Source organism: Enterococcus sp. AZ088 (assembly GCF_051714845.1).
GTDB lineage: Bacteria > Bacillota > Bacilli > Lactobacillales > Enterococcaceae > Enterococcus > Enterococcus faecalis.
Window position 1 is genome coordinate 338,899 of sequence record NZ_JBIOSQ010000001.1, and the last position, 17,703, is coordinate 356,601.

Annotated in this window: 19 protein-coding genes; 15 read left to right on the plus strand and 4 right to left on the minus strand. The window is 37.8% G+C overall.

Annotated features, from left to right (window positions below; all coding sequences use genetic code 11):
• Positions 1–123: 123 nt before the first annotated feature.
• The gene (locus tag IGL17_RS01705; RefSeq protein ID WP_002361196.1) at positions 124–1,650 is read right to left on the minus strand and encodes an AMP-binding protein; all 1,527 of its coding nucleotides are present in this window, start codon (positions 1,648–1,650) and stop codon (positions 124–126) included.
• Positions 1,651–1,870: 220 nt separating this feature from the next.
• Between IGL17_RS01705 and IGL17_RS01710 the strand changes: the two genes are divergently transcribed.
• On the plus strand, positions 1,871–2,272 hold the full coding sequence (locus IGL17_RS01710) for an organic hydroperoxide resistance protein (RefSeq protein ID WP_002355332.1): 402 nt from the start codon (positions 1,871–1,873) through the stop codon (positions 2,270–2,272).
• A gap of 43 nt (positions 2,273–2,315) precedes the next feature.
• On the opposite strand, the gene IGL17_RS01715 is transcribed toward IGL17_RS01710, so the two are convergent.
• Positions 2,316–3,086 (minus strand): sulfite exporter TauE/SafE family protein, encoded by a 771-nt coding sequence (locus IGL17_RS01715; protein WP_189656411.1) that lies wholly within the window; start codon positions 3,084–3,086, stop codon positions 2,316–2,318.
• Between the two features lie 169 nt (positions 3,087–3,255).
• Here IGL17_RS01715 and IGL17_RS01720 point away from each other — a divergent pair, with 169 nt between their 5' ends.
• From IGL17_RS01720 to IGL17_RS01750, 7 genes are read left to right on the plus strand one after another with little or no spacing between them, the layout of a single operon-like run.
• Complete coding sequence (locus IGL17_RS01720; protein ID WP_002373226.1) at positions 3,256–4,059, plus strand: PTS mannose/fructose/sorbose/N-acetylgalactosamine transporter subunit IIC; 804 nt, start codon at positions 3,256–3,258, stop codon at positions 4,057–4,059.
• Positions 4,052–4,870 (plus strand): PTS system mannose/fructose/sorbose family transporter subunit IID, encoded by an 819-nt coding sequence (locus IGL17_RS01725; protein ID WP_002355336.1) that lies wholly within the window; start codon positions 4,052–4,054, stop codon positions 4,868–4,870. The genes IGL17_RS01720 and IGL17_RS01725 overlap by 8 nt, the downstream gene beginning before the upstream one ends.
• Positions 4,871–4,900: 30 nt before the next feature.
• Positions 4,901–5,377, plus strand: coding sequence for a PTS system mannose/fructose/N-acetylgalactosamine-transporter subunit IIB (locus IGL17_RS01730; RefSeq protein WP_002355337.1), 477 nt, complete (start codon positions 4,901–4,903; stop codon positions 5,375–5,377).
• Between the two features lie 16 nt (positions 5,378–5,393).
• Positions 5,394–6,245 carry a MurR/RpiR family transcriptional regulator gene (locus IGL17_RS01735; RefSeq protein ID WP_002355339.1) on the plus strand — a complete coding sequence of 284 codons (852 nt, stop codon included), beginning with the start codon at positions 5,394–5,396 and terminating at the stop codon, positions 6,243–6,245.
• 14 nt (positions 6,246–6,259) lie between these two features.
• Entirely contained in the window at positions 6,260–7,150 is an 891-nt protein-coding gene (murQ, locus tag IGL17_RS01740; RefSeq protein WP_016618133.1) for an N-acetylmuramic acid 6-phosphate etherase, read from the plus strand.
• A gap of 12 nt (positions 7,151–7,162) precedes the next feature.
• On the plus strand, positions 7,163–8,152 hold the full coding sequence (locus IGL17_RS01745) for a serine hydrolase domain-containing protein (protein ID WP_016618134.1): 990 nt from the start codon (positions 7,163–7,165) through the stop codon (positions 8,150–8,152).
• A gap of 9 nt (positions 8,153–8,161) precedes the next feature.
• Entirely contained in the window at positions 8,162–8,581 is a 420-nt protein-coding gene (locus tag IGL17_RS01750) for a PTS sugar transporter subunit IIA (protein ID WP_010708253.1), read from the plus strand.
• Between the two features lie 179 nt (positions 8,582–8,760).
• On the opposite strand, the gene IGL17_RS01755 is transcribed toward IGL17_RS01750, so the two are convergent.
• Positions 8,761–9,570: a DUF1189 domain-containing protein gene (locus IGL17_RS01755; protein ID WP_002355344.1), complete on the minus strand. Its 810-nt coding sequence runs from the start codon at positions 9,568–9,570 to the stop codon at positions 8,761–8,763.
• 193 nt (positions 9,571–9,763) lie between these two features.
• Here IGL17_RS01755 and IGL17_RS01760 point away from each other — a divergent pair, with 193 nt between their 5' ends.
• The 7 genes from IGL17_RS01760 (at position 9,764) to IGL17_RS01790 (ending at position 16,547) form a co-directional block, all read left to right on the plus strand.
• Positions 9,764–10,372: a superoxide dismutase gene (locus IGL17_RS01760; RefSeq protein ID WP_002361201.1), complete on the plus strand. Its 609-nt coding sequence runs from the start codon at positions 9,764–9,766 to the stop codon at positions 10,370–10,372.
• Between the two features lie 147 nt (positions 10,373–10,519).
• Entirely contained in the window at positions 10,520–11,500 is a 981-nt protein-coding gene (gene dapF, locus IGL17_RS01765; RefSeq protein ID WP_010777383.1) for a diaminopimelate epimerase, read from the plus strand.
• Between the two features lie 149 nt (positions 11,501–11,649).
• Positions 11,650–12,858 carry an LCP family glycopolymer transferase gene (locus IGL17_RS01770; RefSeq protein WP_002390468.1) on the plus strand — a complete coding sequence of 403 codons (1,209 nt, stop codon included), beginning with the start codon at positions 11,650–11,652 and terminating at the stop codon, positions 12,856–12,858.
• Between the two features lie 130 nt (positions 12,859–12,988).
• Positions 12,989–13,690, plus strand: a complete 702-nt coding sequence (gene nagB, locus IGL17_RS01775; protein ID WP_002355352.1) for a glucosamine-6-phosphate deaminase — start codon at positions 12,989–12,991, stop codon at positions 13,688–13,690.
• A gap of 95 nt (positions 13,691–13,785) precedes the next feature.
• Complete coding sequence (locus IGL17_RS01780) at positions 13,786–14,487, plus strand: MgtC/SapB family protein (protein WP_010711985.1); 702 nt, start codon at positions 13,786–13,788, stop codon at positions 14,485–14,487.
• A gap of 158 nt (positions 14,488–14,645) precedes the next feature.
• Complete coding sequence (locus IGL17_RS01785; RefSeq protein WP_002385314.1) at positions 14,646–15,215, plus strand: LemA family protein; 570 nt, start codon at positions 14,646–14,648, stop codon at positions 15,213–15,215.
• A 45-nt stretch (positions 15,216–15,260) separates the two neighbouring features.
• Complete coding sequence (locus tag IGL17_RS01790) at positions 15,261–16,547, plus strand: TPM domain-containing protein (RefSeq protein ID WP_016617053.1); 1,287 nt, start codon at positions 15,261–15,263, stop codon at positions 16,545–16,547.
• Positions 16,548–16,586: 39 nt separating this feature from the next.
• Here the strand turns inward: IGL17_RS01790 and nrdF are convergent, their stop codons facing one another.
• Positions 16,587–17,552 carry a class 1b ribonucleoside-diphosphate reductase subunit beta gene (nrdF, locus tag IGL17_RS01795; protein ID WP_002355357.1) on the minus strand — a complete coding sequence of 322 codons (966 nt, stop codon included), beginning with the start codon at positions 17,550–17,552 and terminating at the stop codon, positions 16,587–16,589.
• Positions 17,553–17,703 lie beyond the last annotated feature (151 nt).

Genomic DNA, 17,703 nt, shown 5'->3' on the forward strand with positions numbered 1-17,703 from the left:
TGCCCCTCTTTTTAAAGCTTAAGATAACCTACAACGAGTTAACTTTTTAGCTTTTTGTTCCACTTGCTCCAACGCTGGTCTAAACGTTCTTTTGACCAACACTGTTTAACAAAGAATTTTATTTTATTGTTCTTTTAACCATTTTTCTAGTTGTAAACGTTGCACTTTCATAGTAGCTGTGTGAGGGATTTCATCAAAAGCCATAATGATAGGTTCGTTTAAATGTGGTAAATCGGCTACTTGTGTCCACCAAGCGTCCCAATCCATTTCTTCCCCAGGGACAACCGCTAAAATTGGCTGAGGTTCATTTTCTTTGCCACGGACAATAATCACTTCTTCTAAGAAATCTAATGCATCCAATAAATGATCTTCAATAGCTAAATTACTGTCGATGTTTTCAATTAGATCTACTTGGCGATCTTTCAAGAATAAGTGGCCGCGTTCATCTAACATTCCGTAATCGCCGCTGTCCCACCATTCGCCGTAGACATTTTCTGCAAAGCGGGCATCTTCTTTATAATACGTTAAGGCCCGTCCTTTTGATAAAAATTGGATATGGCCATCCGTCATCGCAGGTAAAACTTGTCCTTTTTCATCGGTAATTCGAGCTTGTGTTAAATCCTCTAAACCAACGCCCATGTCACGAGCATCTGAATCTTTTAGAGATTCTAAAGTATGCGCTCGTAAGATCATTGGCCCGCATTCACTTTGTCCATAAACTTGTAGGAAAATTGGTTCATTGGCAGCAGATGCTTTTAAGAAAGCCACCATTGTAGCGTTGTTAATTGCATCAAAAGTAGAATGATAATAATGGACACTAGCGAAAGCTTCAGGTTTTTCTTTGGCCAAACGAACCCATTGAACGAAGTTATTGGGGTGTGTTTCTACAGCGATTGGTTGATAGGTGCTGAACATTTCAGCGACTTTTTCGCTCGAAGCATTTGCTAAAGGCATCATAGGGAAGCCCATGGCCATTAAAGAAGACACGCCAATGTTAAAACGAGAATGAACTGGCGAAATATGAAAGCCAACTAATTTCTTTTCAGCAATTTTTGTGAAAATGGTTTTTTGCCATTTTGTACGCCAACCCATAGAGTGATTGGAATGACAGATAAGTTTAGGAATACCTGTTGTTCCAGAGGTGTGGGTCATGTAGGCAATTTCGTCTTTAGTCAGTTCGTCTTGAGGAACTTCCGTGGCATCAGCTTCTAAAAGAGAAGCAACCGAAAGTTTTTTATTGGCAGAGCTATTACGAACAGCTTGAACTTTTTCAGCAGTCACATCATCAAATAAAATATAAGGATCTTCTAAACGATCAACGAATACTTCAATTGTTTCAAAAGGTAAATGGTATGAAACCATTACAGGAACGGCTGCTAGATATGAGGCTGCAACAGCTAGTAAATACGTGTCGAATTTAGGACTTTTATAAATAATAATTTTGTCGCCTTTTTTTACACCTAAAGCGGCTAATTGATATGCCCGTTTCAAAATTTCTTGATGGCTTTCACCATAAGTTGTTTCTAAGCCAAGTGCAGGAAAAGCAGGCAAAGATTCATCAAAAATAATTGGAACAGTTGGTGTTTTTTCTGCGGCTTCTTGATAGTTTGTGTAGAGGTTTAATGGTTGATAATCAAGTAAGTGTGTCAAGGGAAAGTCTCCTTTGTAAAATAGTTTGTGTACAAATGTACAAGTTCACTTTATCCTATCATAGAATGGGTTCTTTTTCTACGTCAAAAATACAACGTTAAATGTTATTTTTTATTATTCACAAGCACAACGTTTGCTGTATCTGACAAAGTTTCCTACAATAATTATGTAAGTAACAAGTTCTCAGAAGTGTAAAACTTTACAAAGGAGAGGAATTTACATGAAAAAAATCTATGAAACAACTATCATTAATACTGGTGGACGTGCAGGAGAAGTTCACTCACCGGATAAATCATTTTCTTATGCGGTTGCTTCGCCAGGTGTCAAGAAAGAAAATACAACAAATCCAGAACAATTATTCGCAGCGGCTTACAGTGCTTGCTTTAACGGTGCATTAGAATTAGTGATGGATCAAGAAAAAGTCGAAGGTAAAAGTACAGTAACTGCACGTGTATCCTTATTCCAAGGAGAAGATGGGTTTAGCGTTGGTGCTGAATTAGAAGTTCACATTGATGGAGTAGATCAAGCTAAAGCAGAAGAACTTGTTAAAAAAGCCCACGAAATTTGCCCATATTCTAAAGCAACAAGAAATAATATAGATGTTAAATTAACAGTGATTTAATTAAAAAAGAAGCGCTTTGTCATATAGACAAAGCGCTTCTTTTTTAGATAACAGTCCACAAATTATACATATTTAACAAAATAACTAAAAAAACAACTAAACTATAAATTTGGGCGACCCGTTGTTGAGATAATTTTTTACTGAAAAGACCGCCGACATAACCACCGAATAAAGCGGCAGGAATAATAGCCCAAAGCATTGTTAAATCAAAAACCGCAAACCCTGTGGTCAAGCCGATATTGCCAAGTTTGGCGAGTTGGGAGAAAAAAATAGTAATGATGGAATAGACAGTTGCTGATTTGATATCCATTCCAAAAAAGAGAATAAGGCAAGCTACATTAATGGGACCGCCACCGATGCCTAAAAAGGTTGATAGAATCCCTAAGCCTAATCCGACAATCAGAAAAATGCTCAATCCGTTGAGGTGTAAGTGCCAGTTGGAAAATTGATTGTAGAGAAGAACCAAAACCAAGGTCACCAACATGATGATATATTGGATTAGTTGTACTTTTTCTTCATTTGGCGCTAGTGCAATCGCCTGATTAAGAAGTAAATCACCTAACATACCGCCGACTAAGGAACCAAACGAAATACTCGCGGCTTTTTTCCATTCAATTTGGACACCATTTTGATACTGTTTATAAGTCGAAGAAATGGACATGACAAAAACAGCGACACTTGAATAGAACGCAATACTATTTAACGAATGGAACCCAAGAAAATCCAAAACAGGCTTAATAATGACGCCTCCACCCATCCCAGAGAGCGCCCCAACTGTATTGGATAGAAAAATAGTTATGAAATAAATCAGCAAAACCCGCACATAATCACTCCTAAACCGTTTTCTTTTAGTATAGCATAAAAATTATATAAGAAATGTAATTTCATTTGAAAATATTTTTAAAAAGAACTTGAAATGACATTTCTTTAATGGTATTCTACAAATACAAAAAAGAAAACGCATTCAAGGAGGATGAGAAAGCATGACAGTATCGATTGGTATTATTTTGATTTTATGTCTTTACACAATTGTTGGTGTACTTGACCAAATTTCTATTCAGATTGGTCCATATACACCATTGTTTGCTGCAACGTTTACTGGCCTAGTCTTAGGGGATGTTCAAACAGGTTTGATGATTGGGGCAACGCTTCAATTGATGACATTAGGCGTAGCGACTTATGGAGGAGCAACAGTCCCAGACTTTCTTTCGGGGGCCATTATGGGAACGGCTTATGCAATCATTTCAGGGAAAGGGGCAGAGTATGGTATCGGAGTTGCGGTTCCGATTGGGTTATTATTAACACAACTAGATATTTTAGGCAGAATGGCTAATACGTTTTTCCAACACAAAGCAGATCGCTATGCGGAAGAAGGCAATTATAAAGGGGTCGAGCGCTGCAATGTTTTAGGAATTTTTCCTTGGACGATTTCTCGTGTCATCCCAGTTTTTATTGGCCTAGCTTTTGGTGAACAAGTTGTAAACGCTATCAACAATTGGATTCCTATTTGGGTGATGAATGGGCTAAAAGCAGCAGGCGCTATTTTACCAGCGATGGGGATTGCTATTTTAATGCGTTACTTACCAATTAAAACATACTGGCCCTATTTTATTATTGGGTTCGTGTTACTTGCTTATGGGGCCCAATTCTTCTCAGTTTTAGGTGTCGCACTGGTTGGCTTGGCTTTAGCAGCGATTTATGTGATGAATCATAACAAAGGCGGCGCAGCTACAACAAGTGGCACGGTTATTTACGAAGATGATGAGGAGGTTGAGATTGATGACTAACAAATTAACAAAAAAGGATATTAATAAAGTTTACGTCCGTAATCTTTTTGGCTATCAGTGGGGCTGGAACTATGAAAAAATGCAAGGACTTGGTTACGCTTGGGTGATGATGCCTGCATTAAAGCGACTATACAGTGAAGATCCAGTAGCTATGAAGAAAGCCTTGAAGACACATCTTGGCTTTATGAATACAACGCCAGCCATGTCGCACTTAATTGTCGGAGCTGATATGGCTTTGGAAGAAGAAGTCGGCATTGAAGATGAAACGGCCATTACTGGCTTGAAAACAGGTCTAATGGGTCCGTTTGCTGGTGTTGGTGATACCATTTTTATCGCGATTTATCGTGCGATTGTTTTTTCGATTGCAGCTTACATGGCGCAAGGGGGCCAGGTTGTTGGGTTACTGATCCCGTTAATTGCCGGAGCAGTGGTCCTATGGGTTCGCTATAAATTCACTTGGATTGGTTACCATCAAGGGAAAAAAATTGCGACAGAATTTGCGGATAAAATGAAATTGTTTACGCAAGGTGCAGCTATTTTAGGGTTAACGGTGGTCGGCGGTTTGATTCCTTCGGTAATTACTTACAAATTAGATTTAACTTATAAAATGGGAGATGTAACATTATCTGTTCAAGAAATGTTGGATAAAATTTTACCCGCATTAATTCCTTTAGGGATTGTTCTTTTATCCTATTGGTTACTAGGGAAAAAGAAAATGAATTCAACACGGCTAATCTTTGTTTTAATTTTAATTGGCATGGTTTTAGGTAATTTACAACCAATGTTGGCTTGGGTTGGCGGTTTATTTTAAAAAAATAGTATATAATAGGAGAGATTTATTATGACAATTGTACATGCAAGAGTAGATGAGCGTTTAATTCACGGACAAGTTGCAACCGTTTGGACGAATACGGTTGGCGCACAAAGAATCATGGTAGTAAATGATGCCGCTGTCAAAGATCAATTACAAATTGGTGCCTTAAAAATGGCTAAGCCTGCAGGAGTTAAATTATCCATTTTATCGAAACGTAAAGCGATTGAAAAAATTTTAGCAGGCAATTATGATGAAGAGAAAGTCTTTTTAATTACGAAAGACATTGCAGACATGGCGGCTTTAATTGATGGCGGTGTTCCGTTACAGAGCTTCAATGTCGGCAATATTTCTCAAAAAGAAGGCAGTCGAGCAATTAAAAAATCTGTTGCATTAACCGATGAAGATATTCAAACCGTTCGTCGTTTAACAGATAATGGGGTGACTATTACCGCACAGATGATCCCTTCTGAACCAAACGAAGCAATTTTAACTTTCATAAAATAGAAATGGAGATGAGAAGATGGAGCCAATCCGTTCAATCAGACAAAAATATAAGGACTTTTCCAAAGTAAATAAGAGAATCGCAGACTATATACTGAAGGATCCGACCCGTCTTCTCTCATTAACAGCAAACGAAATTGCTAGCAATAGCGAAACTTCTCCAGCATCAGTTACCCGTTTTTCTAAACAATTAGGGTTTGACAGCTGGGAAGAGTTAAAACTATCCATTGCAGCGGTACAAGCTGCCAGTAACGGTAAAAAAGATATTGATCCAATTGTAGCGGCGGATGATTCGGTGGATACTATTTGTATGAAAGTAGAATCTTTATTAAATGCTACGATTGAGGATTTATTTTATACAGTGGATAAACAAGCCTTGGAACGAGCAATCGCGCATGTTAAAAAAGCGGAAAAAATTCATTTGGTTGGAATTGGTGCCTCTTCTTTAACGACTTATAATCTTTATCACAAGTTTAACCGCGCTGGTCGCCAAGCAATTTTTAATTATGATAGTCACATGATGTTGGAGTTTTTAAATTATGCAACGGCACAAGACATTTTGATCACGGTCTCCTATAGTGGTTTGACAAAAGAAGCCTTAATCGCCTGTGAAATTGCCAAAAATAGAGGCGCAACGGTTATTTTTATTACCAGTAACGATGGAGAAAACGTGCGATCATTGAGCGATGAAGTTCTTTTAGTCCCCAATAATGAGCACCTCATTCGAGTTGGGGCTATTTCATCGATTGCTTCGTCAATGGCAATTGGCGATGTTCTGTATTTAGGTTCAATTCAAGATGATTTAGACACAGAAATCGAACGAAATATGATTGAAACGAGTCAACTTGTCAGCCGTCTAAAAGAGAAGTAGGGGTGTGCAAGCAAATGAACTTAGAAGGATTAACGACAGAAGCCAGAAATGAAGCGACTAAAAAGATTGACCAAGTGTCAACATTAGAAATGGTGACTTTAATAAATCAAGAAGACCAAAAGGTAGCGCAAGCAATTGAAAAGGTGCTTCCGCAGATTGCTACAGCAATTGATGCAGCGGCAGAACGATTTAAAAAAGGGGGCCGTTTAATCTATTGTGGTGCAGGAACGTCTGGACGTTTGGGTGCTTTGGATGCGATTGAATTAACGCCCACATATAGTGTGTCGCCAGAACGCGCATTTGGTATTTTATCTGGTGGTGAAAAAGCAATGTATCAAGCAATTGAAGGCGCTGAAGACTCGAAAGAATTAGCTATCGAAGATTTAACGCAACATCAATTGACCGCCCGAGATGTTGTAATTGCGATTGCTGCTAGCGGTCGGACACCATATGCTGTTTCCGCAATTGAATACGGAAAAAAAGTGGGCGCTCTAACCATCTCCGTGACCTGTAATAATCAAAGTCCGATGAATCAATTGGCGGAAATTGGGATTGCGCCAATTGTCGGACCGGAAGTCATTACAGGGTCAACTAGAATGAAAGCGGGTTCAGCACAGAAAATGGTGTTAAATATGTTTTCAACAGGGATTATGGTTAAAGTAGGGAATATCTATCAAAATTTGATGGTCAACGTACAACCAACGAACGAAAAATTAATTCAACGTGCCACGAATATCATTAAAGAAGCAGCAGAAATCGAGGAATCGCAAGCCAAAGAATACTTGGAGGCAGCGCAGCTAGAAGTGGCACCAGCCATTGTAATGGCGAAAGCCCACGTTGATTTTCAAAAAGCCAAACAACTATTAGCAGAACATGACGGACGGATTTCAGAAGTTTTAGCATAGAAGTGGTGAACAATGAATCAAATCGCAATTCAAGAAACAATTCAGAGACTGATTAATCAGCAAGTCGTTCCGGGTGTCGCTTGGGGGACGATCACAGAAGATAGCTTATCAGAACAGTATACGGGCTTTTTAGGTAATACTGGTCCATTTGCAAGACAAAAGATTTCATCAGCTAGCCTGTATGATTTAGCGTCCTTAACGAAAGTTATTGGGACAACAAATCGAATGTTACAATTAATCGATACAAATCAGCTTGCTTTTTCAACCACTGTGGGGGAAATCCTACCTGATTATCAAGGACTATCTTGTTCGATTGGGGAGCTTCTACTGCATCAGAGCGGACTGCCAGCTGATGTTGCCGATAAGAAAAATGTCACAAAAAAAAGCTTGCAAGAAATCATTTTGACGCATTCGTTATCTGAACGAGGAAAAACCATTTATTCTGATTTAGGGTATTACTTATTGGGAGAAATTATTCAAGTATTGGATCGCTGCTCATTAGAAGAGAGTTTTCAAACATACGTATTTCAACCAATGAACCTACAGCATACAAGTTTTACGGTCAGCGATTTTGCCCAGGCAGTGCCCACAGAGATTACAAAACAACGCGGCGTTATTCAGGGAATGGTCCACGATTCGAAAGCCTATCAACTAAAAGCGCCAATCGGCAGTGCAGGTTTATTTGCAACTTTACCAGATTTACTCACTTTTGTTCAGTGTTTTATGAACAATCGCTACCCGTCTGGCAAACCATTATTTTCTGAAAAAATGTTCGATACTCTCTGGTCTATGAACCAAGGGGGACGTACATTTGGTTGGGAAGTGAAAAAGACGCAAGCCGGGGCAGACTATTTGTATCATACTGGCTTTACTGGAACGGCGATTGGTATGAAAAAAGAGACCAAAGAAGCCCTAATTTTGTTGACGAATCGGATTCATCCCACTCGTGAAGAACGTGGTTTTCTGAAAGCACGAACAAAAATTTATCAGCAGTATTTTTAGGAGGATATGATGAAACCAAAATTAATTTTAATGAGCCATGGACGGATGGCAGAAGAAACCTTAGCTTCTACTCAAATGATTGTCGGGGAATTAGCAGATGCTGCGATTGTGTCAATGACCGCAGAAGATGGCTTGAGCGGCACGCAAGCAAAACTGGCAGCAATCTTAAAAGAAGCTGGCGATGTCCCGACGCTTGTATTAGCTGATTTAAAAGGAGGAACACCTTGTAATGTGGCTATGATGGCCATGGGCACTTATCCGCAATTGCGAGTAGTCGCTGGACTTAATTTAGCAATGGCAATTGAAGCAGCCGTCTCACCTGTGGAAAATGTGGATGAATTAGCTGCATATTTAACGCAAATTGGCCAATCTGCGGTGACTACGATTGACTTACCTGAATTAACAGATGAAGAAGAATTTGAAGAATAGGAAAGAGGTCGGGACGGAACCGTTTAGCTCCGAGAAATAAGAAGGAATTTCCGAAAATTGCTTTTTAATTTTTGGAGAATTTCGGCTTATTTCCGAAGGAGTTGGTTCTGTTCCCGCCGTTTATCAGGTTTTGAGCCTGGAACAAAAATCCAAAGTGATTTTTGTCCCAGGCTCTTTTTTTAAGAACCAGGGATATTCCGCGGTTCGTTTTTGGTTGTGACAAAGAAAAAGAATAGACTCAGTAAAATAACTAGGATGCCATCGTTAAACATCGGATTTACGAAGTTTAAAATAGCACTTAAGATGACTGGCACGGTAGCACAATACGTAATAATTTTTAAACAATCAATCAAACGTAAAGAATAAAAACGTAATTTTGAATAGAGAGATGCACCGATAGCGGCAATCAGTAAGTCTAAAACTAAACCGATTAGAACAGGGTAGATAGCCACTAAAAAGACAATGAGTTTTGTCCACCAGGGGATCGCTGCCTCACTTAGCGCAGTCTTGATACTCTGAGCGTTAACGCCATCTAAGGTTCCTTTACTATAGGGGAAGATAAATTGGTCGGTGCCTAGAATTGATTCAGTTGCGCCTGAATTTGGTAAGGCGACTACAAATTCATCTTGTAAAAAAGCCAAACCAAACGCATTACCAATTAAATCCTTTTGGACATCAGCGGCTGTACGTTTTCCATCTGGATCAAACGTAAAAATAATCGAGTCGGTTTGATAAATAAAGCCAGATTCTTTGGCCTTTGTTTGCAACGTGCCATTTTCAATAGAAAAGTCAGGCAACTTTTCTGCAATTTTTTGGCCATCTTGTTGCACCTCTTGTAGCACAGAAAAGACTTGTTTGGTAATAGGTAGTGCTAAAATAGCGCTTAAAAAAACAGCATAGAGAATTACTTTCCAAAACGCCATTTTTTTCGCATGCCGTAATTCTGAAACTGAAAAAAAGGCCTGCTTAAATAATTGCAATGTATTCATTTATTTACTCCTCACATCATTCTTCTACAGGTCATTCTAGCGAATTTATGAGGGAAACACAAGGTAATCTCCCTCTTTTGTAAAACTTTTCTTTTGGCAAGCAAACTATTTTGTAGAAAGCGGTTCACTCTGTTATCATAATAGTTGTATGAAAGACGTATGTTACATACTAAAAAATAGGGGGATTTAAAAAATGACTTACACATTACCAGAATTACCATATGCTTATGATGCATTAGAACCTTACATTGACGTGGAAACAATGCACTTACACCATGATAAACACCACAACACTTATGTGACTAACTTAAACGCAGCGATTGAAAAACATCCAGAATTAGGCGAAAAATCTGTAGAAGACCTAATTTCAGATATGAATGCTATTCCTGAAGATATCCGCACAGCCGTTCGTAACAATGGTGGCGGCCACGCAAACCATACATTCTTCTGGGAAATTATGGCACCTAATGCTGGTGGACAACCAACTGGCGCTATTAAAGAAGCAATCGATGAAACATTTGGTAGCTTTGATGAAATGAAAGCTGCTTTCAAAACAGCTGCAACTGGCCGCTTTGGTTCAGGTTGGGCTTGGTTAGTTGTGAATAACGGTAAATTAGAAATCACTTCAACACCAAACCAAGATTCACCATTAATGGATGGCCAAACACCTGTTTTAGGGCTTGACGTTTGGGAACATGCGTATTACTTAAAATATAAAAACGTTCGTCCAGATTACATTGAAGCATTCTGGAACGTTGTTAACTGGGATAAAGTAAACGAACTTTTTGCAGCAGCAAAATAAGTTTGCCAATTGTGAAGGAAAGAGTCAAATGACGGCTGTCATTTGACTCTTTCCTTTTACAAATCAAGGGTCGAAATAGTTATTCGTTTATGGCATACTAAAGTAAGTAGGGAAAGATAACGGATACATAAAGAAGGAGCTAAAAAAATGAATGTTATGATGCAAAAAGTACACGGGTCAGAAAATGATTTCTTTTTATTGGATGAAACACAGTTTGAGCGTTCTTTAACCGCTGAGGAAATTGAGCAATTGCGCATCCAGTTATGTTCGCGGGAAACAGGATTATTGGCGGGAGCAGATGGGTTACTTTTGGTAGGAGAAGGGACTCACGGCACGTCCAATGCTAGAATGCGAGTGATTAACAGCGATGGTAGTGAAGCAAGCATGTGCGGGAACGGCTTGCGTACGGTTGCCCGTTATTTATCTGAAAAAAACCAAGAAAAATCATTTACAGTTGAAACAATGTTTGCAGATTTGAAAGTACGTCAAGCCCCCAATTTAGCTGAAGAAGTAGCGACTTACCAAGTGGAAATTTCACCAGTAAGTTTTGAAGCAGTCACTATCCCAATGCATTTAGGGGTCCAAACATTAATTGATGAAATCGTACCAGCCTTATCTAAAACCATTCGCTTTACAGCGGTAGCAGTGCCTAATCCGCACCTTGTAGCATTTGTGGATCACGAAACCTTAAATGGTCCAGAATTTGAACGAATCGCTACCTATGTAAATAATGAAAATCCATATTTTCCAGAAGGGATAAATGTGAGTTTTGTTGAAATTCTTGGCAAAAATCAACTATTTGTTCGAACGTATGAACGTGGTGTAGGTTTTACAAGTGCTTGTGGGACAGCTATGTGCGCAAGTAGTTTACTTTATACGTTATTGAAAGATGGTGTTTTTTATGAAGAAATAACCGTCAAAAATGCTGGAGGTATGGTGAAAACAGTCGTCCACGAAACGTCTGATGGCAGTTATTGGATGGAATTAATTGGGAATGCCACGATTACGCATTTGATTGAAGGATCACTGACTGATTTACTAAATGGTGCATTTGAGAAAATAACTATCACTGAAACGAATGAACAGAAACATTATCAAGAATTTCTGCAAACACTTTCTCAAAAATAACAATTGTTCCTTGATAAAGCGCTCTTTTATTTTACAATTGTGTTAAGTTCTTGTTCCAAAAAATAAAAAATATTGCTTGAATAAGCAAACTATGAGAAAATAAAGGGCATGAATTAAGAATTATTCTTAGATAAACGAGGAAGTGTCTTATGAAACTATGGAAAAAAGTAGTACTGGGCTTCTTGAGCGTCTTGCTAGTGGTAGTAGCTGGGGTATGTGCTTACGGGATTAAGATGTATTCAGATGCCAATTCAACAATTAATGGGATCTATCAATCAGTTAACCGTAAGTCCAATAAAGGAGCCACGGCCAATATTGATGCGCAAGAACCATTCTCTGTTCTTTTAATGGGGATTGACACAGGCGATTTAGGTCGAACAGAACAAGGTCGTTCAGATACTACAATGGTTGTAACCATCAACCCGAAAGAAAACAAGTCCACAATGATCAGTTTGGATAGAGATATTCTAACAGATATTGTTGGAAATGACACACAAGACAAATTGAACCATGCCTATGCATTTGGTGGCGCCGAAATGGCGATTAATACAGTCCAAGAATTACTGGATATTCCCATCCATCACTATGTATCCATCAATATGAAAGGGTTAAAAGACCTGATTGATGCGGTAGGCGGTATTGAAGTAGATAATACGATTGGTGAATTTACGTTGGACGGTATTACTGTTCCAGCAGGTAAAATCAAGTTAGATGGCACGACAGGTTTGGCATATGCGCGGATGCGTCACGAAGATCCTGAAGGAGATGTGGGTCGTCAACGCCGCCAACGAGAAGTTGTTGAGAAAATTGTGCGCAAAGTCATGAGTTTTGACGGTGTTTCAAAATATCGAAAAATTCTTGATGCTGTTGAAGCCAACGTAAAAACAGACTTAACTTGGGATGACATGATGGATATCCAATCAAAATATTTATCTGCCTTTAAAACAATTGACTCTGAACAATTACAAGGATACAGTGCAACCATTGATGATATTTATTATCAAGTCCTAGATCCAAATAGCTTATACAAAACACAAACAACGCTTAGAAAACAACTTGGTTTAAAAGAACATGCTTCTGAACGTGAAAAAGATTTAGCCTTTTATAATCAGTTTAGCTATGCTGTTACAGATACTGCACTGATTGGTGAATCTGGTGATTCAAGTGCTAATAGCTCTACTAGTTCGAGTAGCACAGCGGACACCACAGCCGGACAAACAGAATACAACGGCAATACGCAACAAGCAGCAGAAGGAGCCTACGATCCGAATACGTACGTTGACCCAAATGCGTACACAGATCCAAACGCTTATGCTGATCCAAATACGTATGTGGATCCCAACGCACCACAATATTAATCTGTTAAACAAGCTCGAAAACTTCTATTTCTGATGAGAAATAGAAGTTTTTTTCTTTTATTCTAGAAATTTTTTTCAGAAGGTGTTATAATTGGACTATACCAAAATAAACCGTAAGGAGCGTGTCAAAATGCAAATTATCCGTGTAGCAAATGCAGAAGAAGGCGGCAAAAAAGCGTTTGAATTAATTAAAGAAGGTATGAACAATGGTGCGAAAGTTTTAGGCTTAGCAACAGGTAGTACACCAGAAACATTATATAAAGAAATGACAGCAAGTGATGTCGACTTTACAGAAATGACTTCTGTAAACTTAGATGAATATGTTGGTTTAGGTGGCGAAGATGAGCAAAGTTACCGTTATTTCATGAACAAACACTTATTTGACAAAAAACCATTTAAAGAAACATTTGTACCAAATGGTAAAGCAGAAGATTTAGATGCTGCTTCCGCAGAATATGAAAAAATTATCGATGCACATCCAGTAGATATCCAAATCTTAGGTATTGGTCAAAATGGACACATTGGTTTCAACGAACCAGGCACACCTCTAGATAGCTTAACACATGTCGTTGAGTTGACTGAATCAACAATCAACGCAAACAAACGTTATTTTGACAAAGTAGAAGATGTCCCAACACGTGCTGTTTCTATGGGGATTGGCTCAATCATGAAAGGTAAAAAAATGATTTTAATGGCTTATGGCGAAGCAAAAGCAGAGGCCATTAAAGGGATGATTGACGGACCAGTAACAACAGACATGCCAGCAAGTGCATTACAAAACCATCAAGATGTTGTTGTAATCATTGATGATGCAGCTGCAAGTAAATTATAATCGTTGATGAAAAAGAACTTGAAACATAAGGATTTCCTTATGTTTCAAGTTCTTTTTTTGTTATACTGGAAGTAATAGAAGAAGAGGTGAAAAGGATGTTACAGCTAACAATTCCAGAAATTATTTTACGGTTAGTCCTAGCGATGGTGATGGGTGGCACAATTGGTTTTGAAAGACAATATAAGAATCGCCCAGCAGGGATGCGCACTCACATTTTAGTTTGTATGGGCGCGGCTATTATTGCGTTAATTCAGTCGCAAATTGCAATCAATGCATTGAAAGATGCGTTAGCTAATCCGGCTTTGACGGGGGTCATTCGTTCAGATCAAGCAAGATTGATCGCACAAGTTGTAAGTGGAATCGGCTTTTTAGGTGCTGGAACCATCATTGTAACGAAACAAAGTGTCACCGGATTGACGACAGCAGCGTCACTATGGACCGTTGCTGGTTTAGGGATCGCGGTGGGCATGGGCTACTATACGATTGCCTTAACAAGTTTTATCGGTGTATTATTTGCCTTAACCATTGTCAAACGAATTATTCACGTACCAACAATCAAAAAATTAGAAATTCGCTATCAACATAAACAAGAAACCAAAGAATTTATTAATCAGTATTTTGAAGAAAAACATATTGAAATTTATGATGTGAACTTCAATGTTTCTTGGGTGGATGATACAAAAATCTATACGAATATCTATACTATTGATTTGCCTAAAGGCCTAACGTATGCCGATGTTATCGAAGACCTATCTGTTTCAAATAATGTAACAAAATTACGATTGATTAATGTGTAGAAACATCTATTTATAATTAATGACAACCGCTATAAGTTAAAATGCTTATGGCGGTTTTCTTCTAGGACCTAGGACTGATTTTTTAAGTTTAATATTTCAAAAAGATTACAAAAGAGTTATGATTGTATTACGAGTTAGAAAGAAAGGTGATAAGTAAGATGAATAAAAAAAATAAATTTCTTAGTATTATTGTTGTTGTCGTTGTGATTATTGGTGCATTTGTGATGAAAGCTTATAATCAATTGATTACTTTAGATAATAAAGTCGAAGCAGAATGGTCACAAGTAGAGAATGTAATGCAAAGACGTGCTGATTTAATTCCGAATCTTGTCAGTAGTGTTCAAGGCAGTATGACTCAAGAAAAAGAAGTTTTAAAAGAAATAACGGAAGCACGTAAAGCATACGCAGGAGCAAAATCTTCTTCTGAAAAAGGGCAAGCAAATGAGCAAATTGAAAAAGGATTAGGTAATTTTGTTACAGTATTGAATGAAGATTACCCAAAGTTAGCTTCTTCTGAAAATGTCAAAACCTTAATGACTCAATTAGAAGGATCTGAAAATCGAATTTCTGTTGAACGCCGTAACTATATACAAGCTGTTGAAACATATAACCAACAGATTTCAAAATTCCCTGATAAAATAATTGCAAAACTTTTAGGATTTGAGAAGAAAACTAACTATGTTGCGACAGAGCAGGGAAAAGAAGTGCCACAAGTAAAATTTAAATAAAAAAATTATAGAAAATTTGGGTTAAAAAGAAAGAAGTGAGGAAGGTTGGATAAAAAAGTCGAAAAAATTCAAGAAAAAGTTCGTTTGTTTTATAAAAAGCATCAGCGGAATACAACGATTGTTGTGGTAATTAGTTTAAGTATGATTTTAATATTAGGAATGGCTGCTTGGCATGAAGGAAAGGGAATCTCCTATGAAGCAAAACAAACTGCACTGAGAGAGAAGCAACAAGTCTTACAAAAAAAGAGAGACGATATTTTAGCAGGGAAAATGACTGAAGCGTCAACCCAGACAACAATAAATAACTTTTCTAAACAAGAAATAACTGGTGAAAATGAATTAGTGACAATTACTGGAACGAATGGGCAGTTGAACATTAATGATGCTAATATCTATGTTTCAGATAATGCGGGTATTGTCTCAAATCAACTTAAACAGAAAATGTTTCAATTGAATCAACAATTGTTGGAAAATGCGAATGGCGCACAATTTATGCTTATTACCGTTCCTGCGTTACCTAGTGGGGAATCTGTTGAATCTTACAGCAATAAGATTGCTAATCAATTAGGTGTAGGGGATCGTGAAAAAAATAATGGTGTGGTTTTTCTAATGGCAATTGAGGATCGCGAGTCTCGCTTGGAAGTTGGATATGGCTTAGAGAGTATTTTAACGGATAGCTATGCGGATGATATTATTAATAATGAAGAAGTAAAAGAGGCTTTTAGAGACGAGGATTATAATACAGGTCTCAATAAAATTATTGATCAAGTATCGGCTGCAATCAATTCAAAAACCGCACAAGTGGATAATGAATTAACAAATATACAAGCAGAGTTAAACACTAACACAACGAAAAGAAATGTTCTTTTAATGGCAAGTATTGCTGGGATGCTCATTTGTGCTGTTTATATTTTACAAATTTTAAGAACAAGAAAACTTGTTAAAAAAATGTATCAAGATTATTTGAATTGTTTACCAACAAAGGCTGTCCTAAATAACTCAGAACAGACAAAGAAAGTATTAAATAAGATGAAAAAGACTTCTTTTTATTGTTTATATCTTAATGGAGCAACGTTATTTGCCACAAAAGGGAAAATAAGACGTGCCACTAAGCGTGGTTCTTTACTAAGTATATATCCAAATGCAAAAAAACAATCTTTTGGGCGTTTATTAGTAGGAGATACTTTATATAGTTATGATGGTAGTGTTTTGACGTATGCTTATTTAAACTCACAATACAATCCGTCTAATCATAGTAGTTCTGGTAGCAGCAGTGGTGGTTCATTCGGTGGCGGCTCATTCGGCGGTGGCGGCGCCTCAGGAAGTTGGTAAAATAAAAAGCTAGAAACGTTAATCGTTTCTAGCTTTTTGCTATTTATCTAAACCGTAAAGATAGTCATCATCTTTCATGGCTTCAACTGTTCCTAGTAAATAGCCATTTCCTACTTGAGAGAAGAAGTCATGGTTGCTAGTTCCTGTCGAAATACCATTCATTACAATCGGATTCACATCATTAGCTGTATCCGCAAATAAGGGATCCATACCTAAGTTCATTAAAGCTTTGTTGGCGTTGTAACGTAAAAAGGTTTTTACTTCTTCGGTCCAACCTAAGTCATCATATAATTCTTCTGTATAACGTTCTTCGTTTTCGTACAATTCGTAAAGTAAATTATACATCCAGTCTTTTAGTTTATCTTGCTCATCTTCTGGTAATTCATTAAATCCTAATTGGAATTTATAGCCAATATACGTGCCGTGCACTGATTCATCACGGATAATCAATTTAATAATTTCAGCGACGTTCGCTAGTTTATTGTTTCCTAAATAGTAAAGGGGAGTGTAGAACCCAGAATAGAATAAAAACGTTTCTAAAAATACACTAGCAATTTTTTTCTCTAATGGAGTGCCGTTTTTATAAATTTCGTTAATCCGTTCTGCTTTATATTGCAGATGTTTGTTGGTATTTGTCCACTCAAAAATATCATCAATCTCTTTTTTTGTATTTAATGTACTGAAGATAGAAGAATAACTTTTGGCATGGACAGATTCCATGAATTGGATGTTATTTAAGACGGCTTCTTCATGGGGCGTCCGCACATCATTTCTCAGTTGATCCATGCCGCTTTCTGATTGAACAGTATCTAATAAAGTTAAACCGCCGAAAACGTAGCCGACAGTAGTTTTTTCTAAATCGGAAAGAGTCCGCCAATCATCTAAGTCATTGGATAACGGAATCCGTGTATCTAACCAAAATTGTTCGGTTAATTTTTCCCAAGTGGATTTATCAATGACGTCTTCAATGGCGTTCCAGTTAATTGCTTCATAATACGTTGCCATGGTTATTCCTCCTGTATGCTGGGACAGCAGTCTGTTTGACTAGTTGTCTCGTTTCTTCGCTTAAAACGTTCTACAGAGTCCAAATAGGAGCGTGCAGCCGTTCTTCTTTGTCCAGTATATCTGAAAATGTCCTGTTTAAAAAGAGAACATT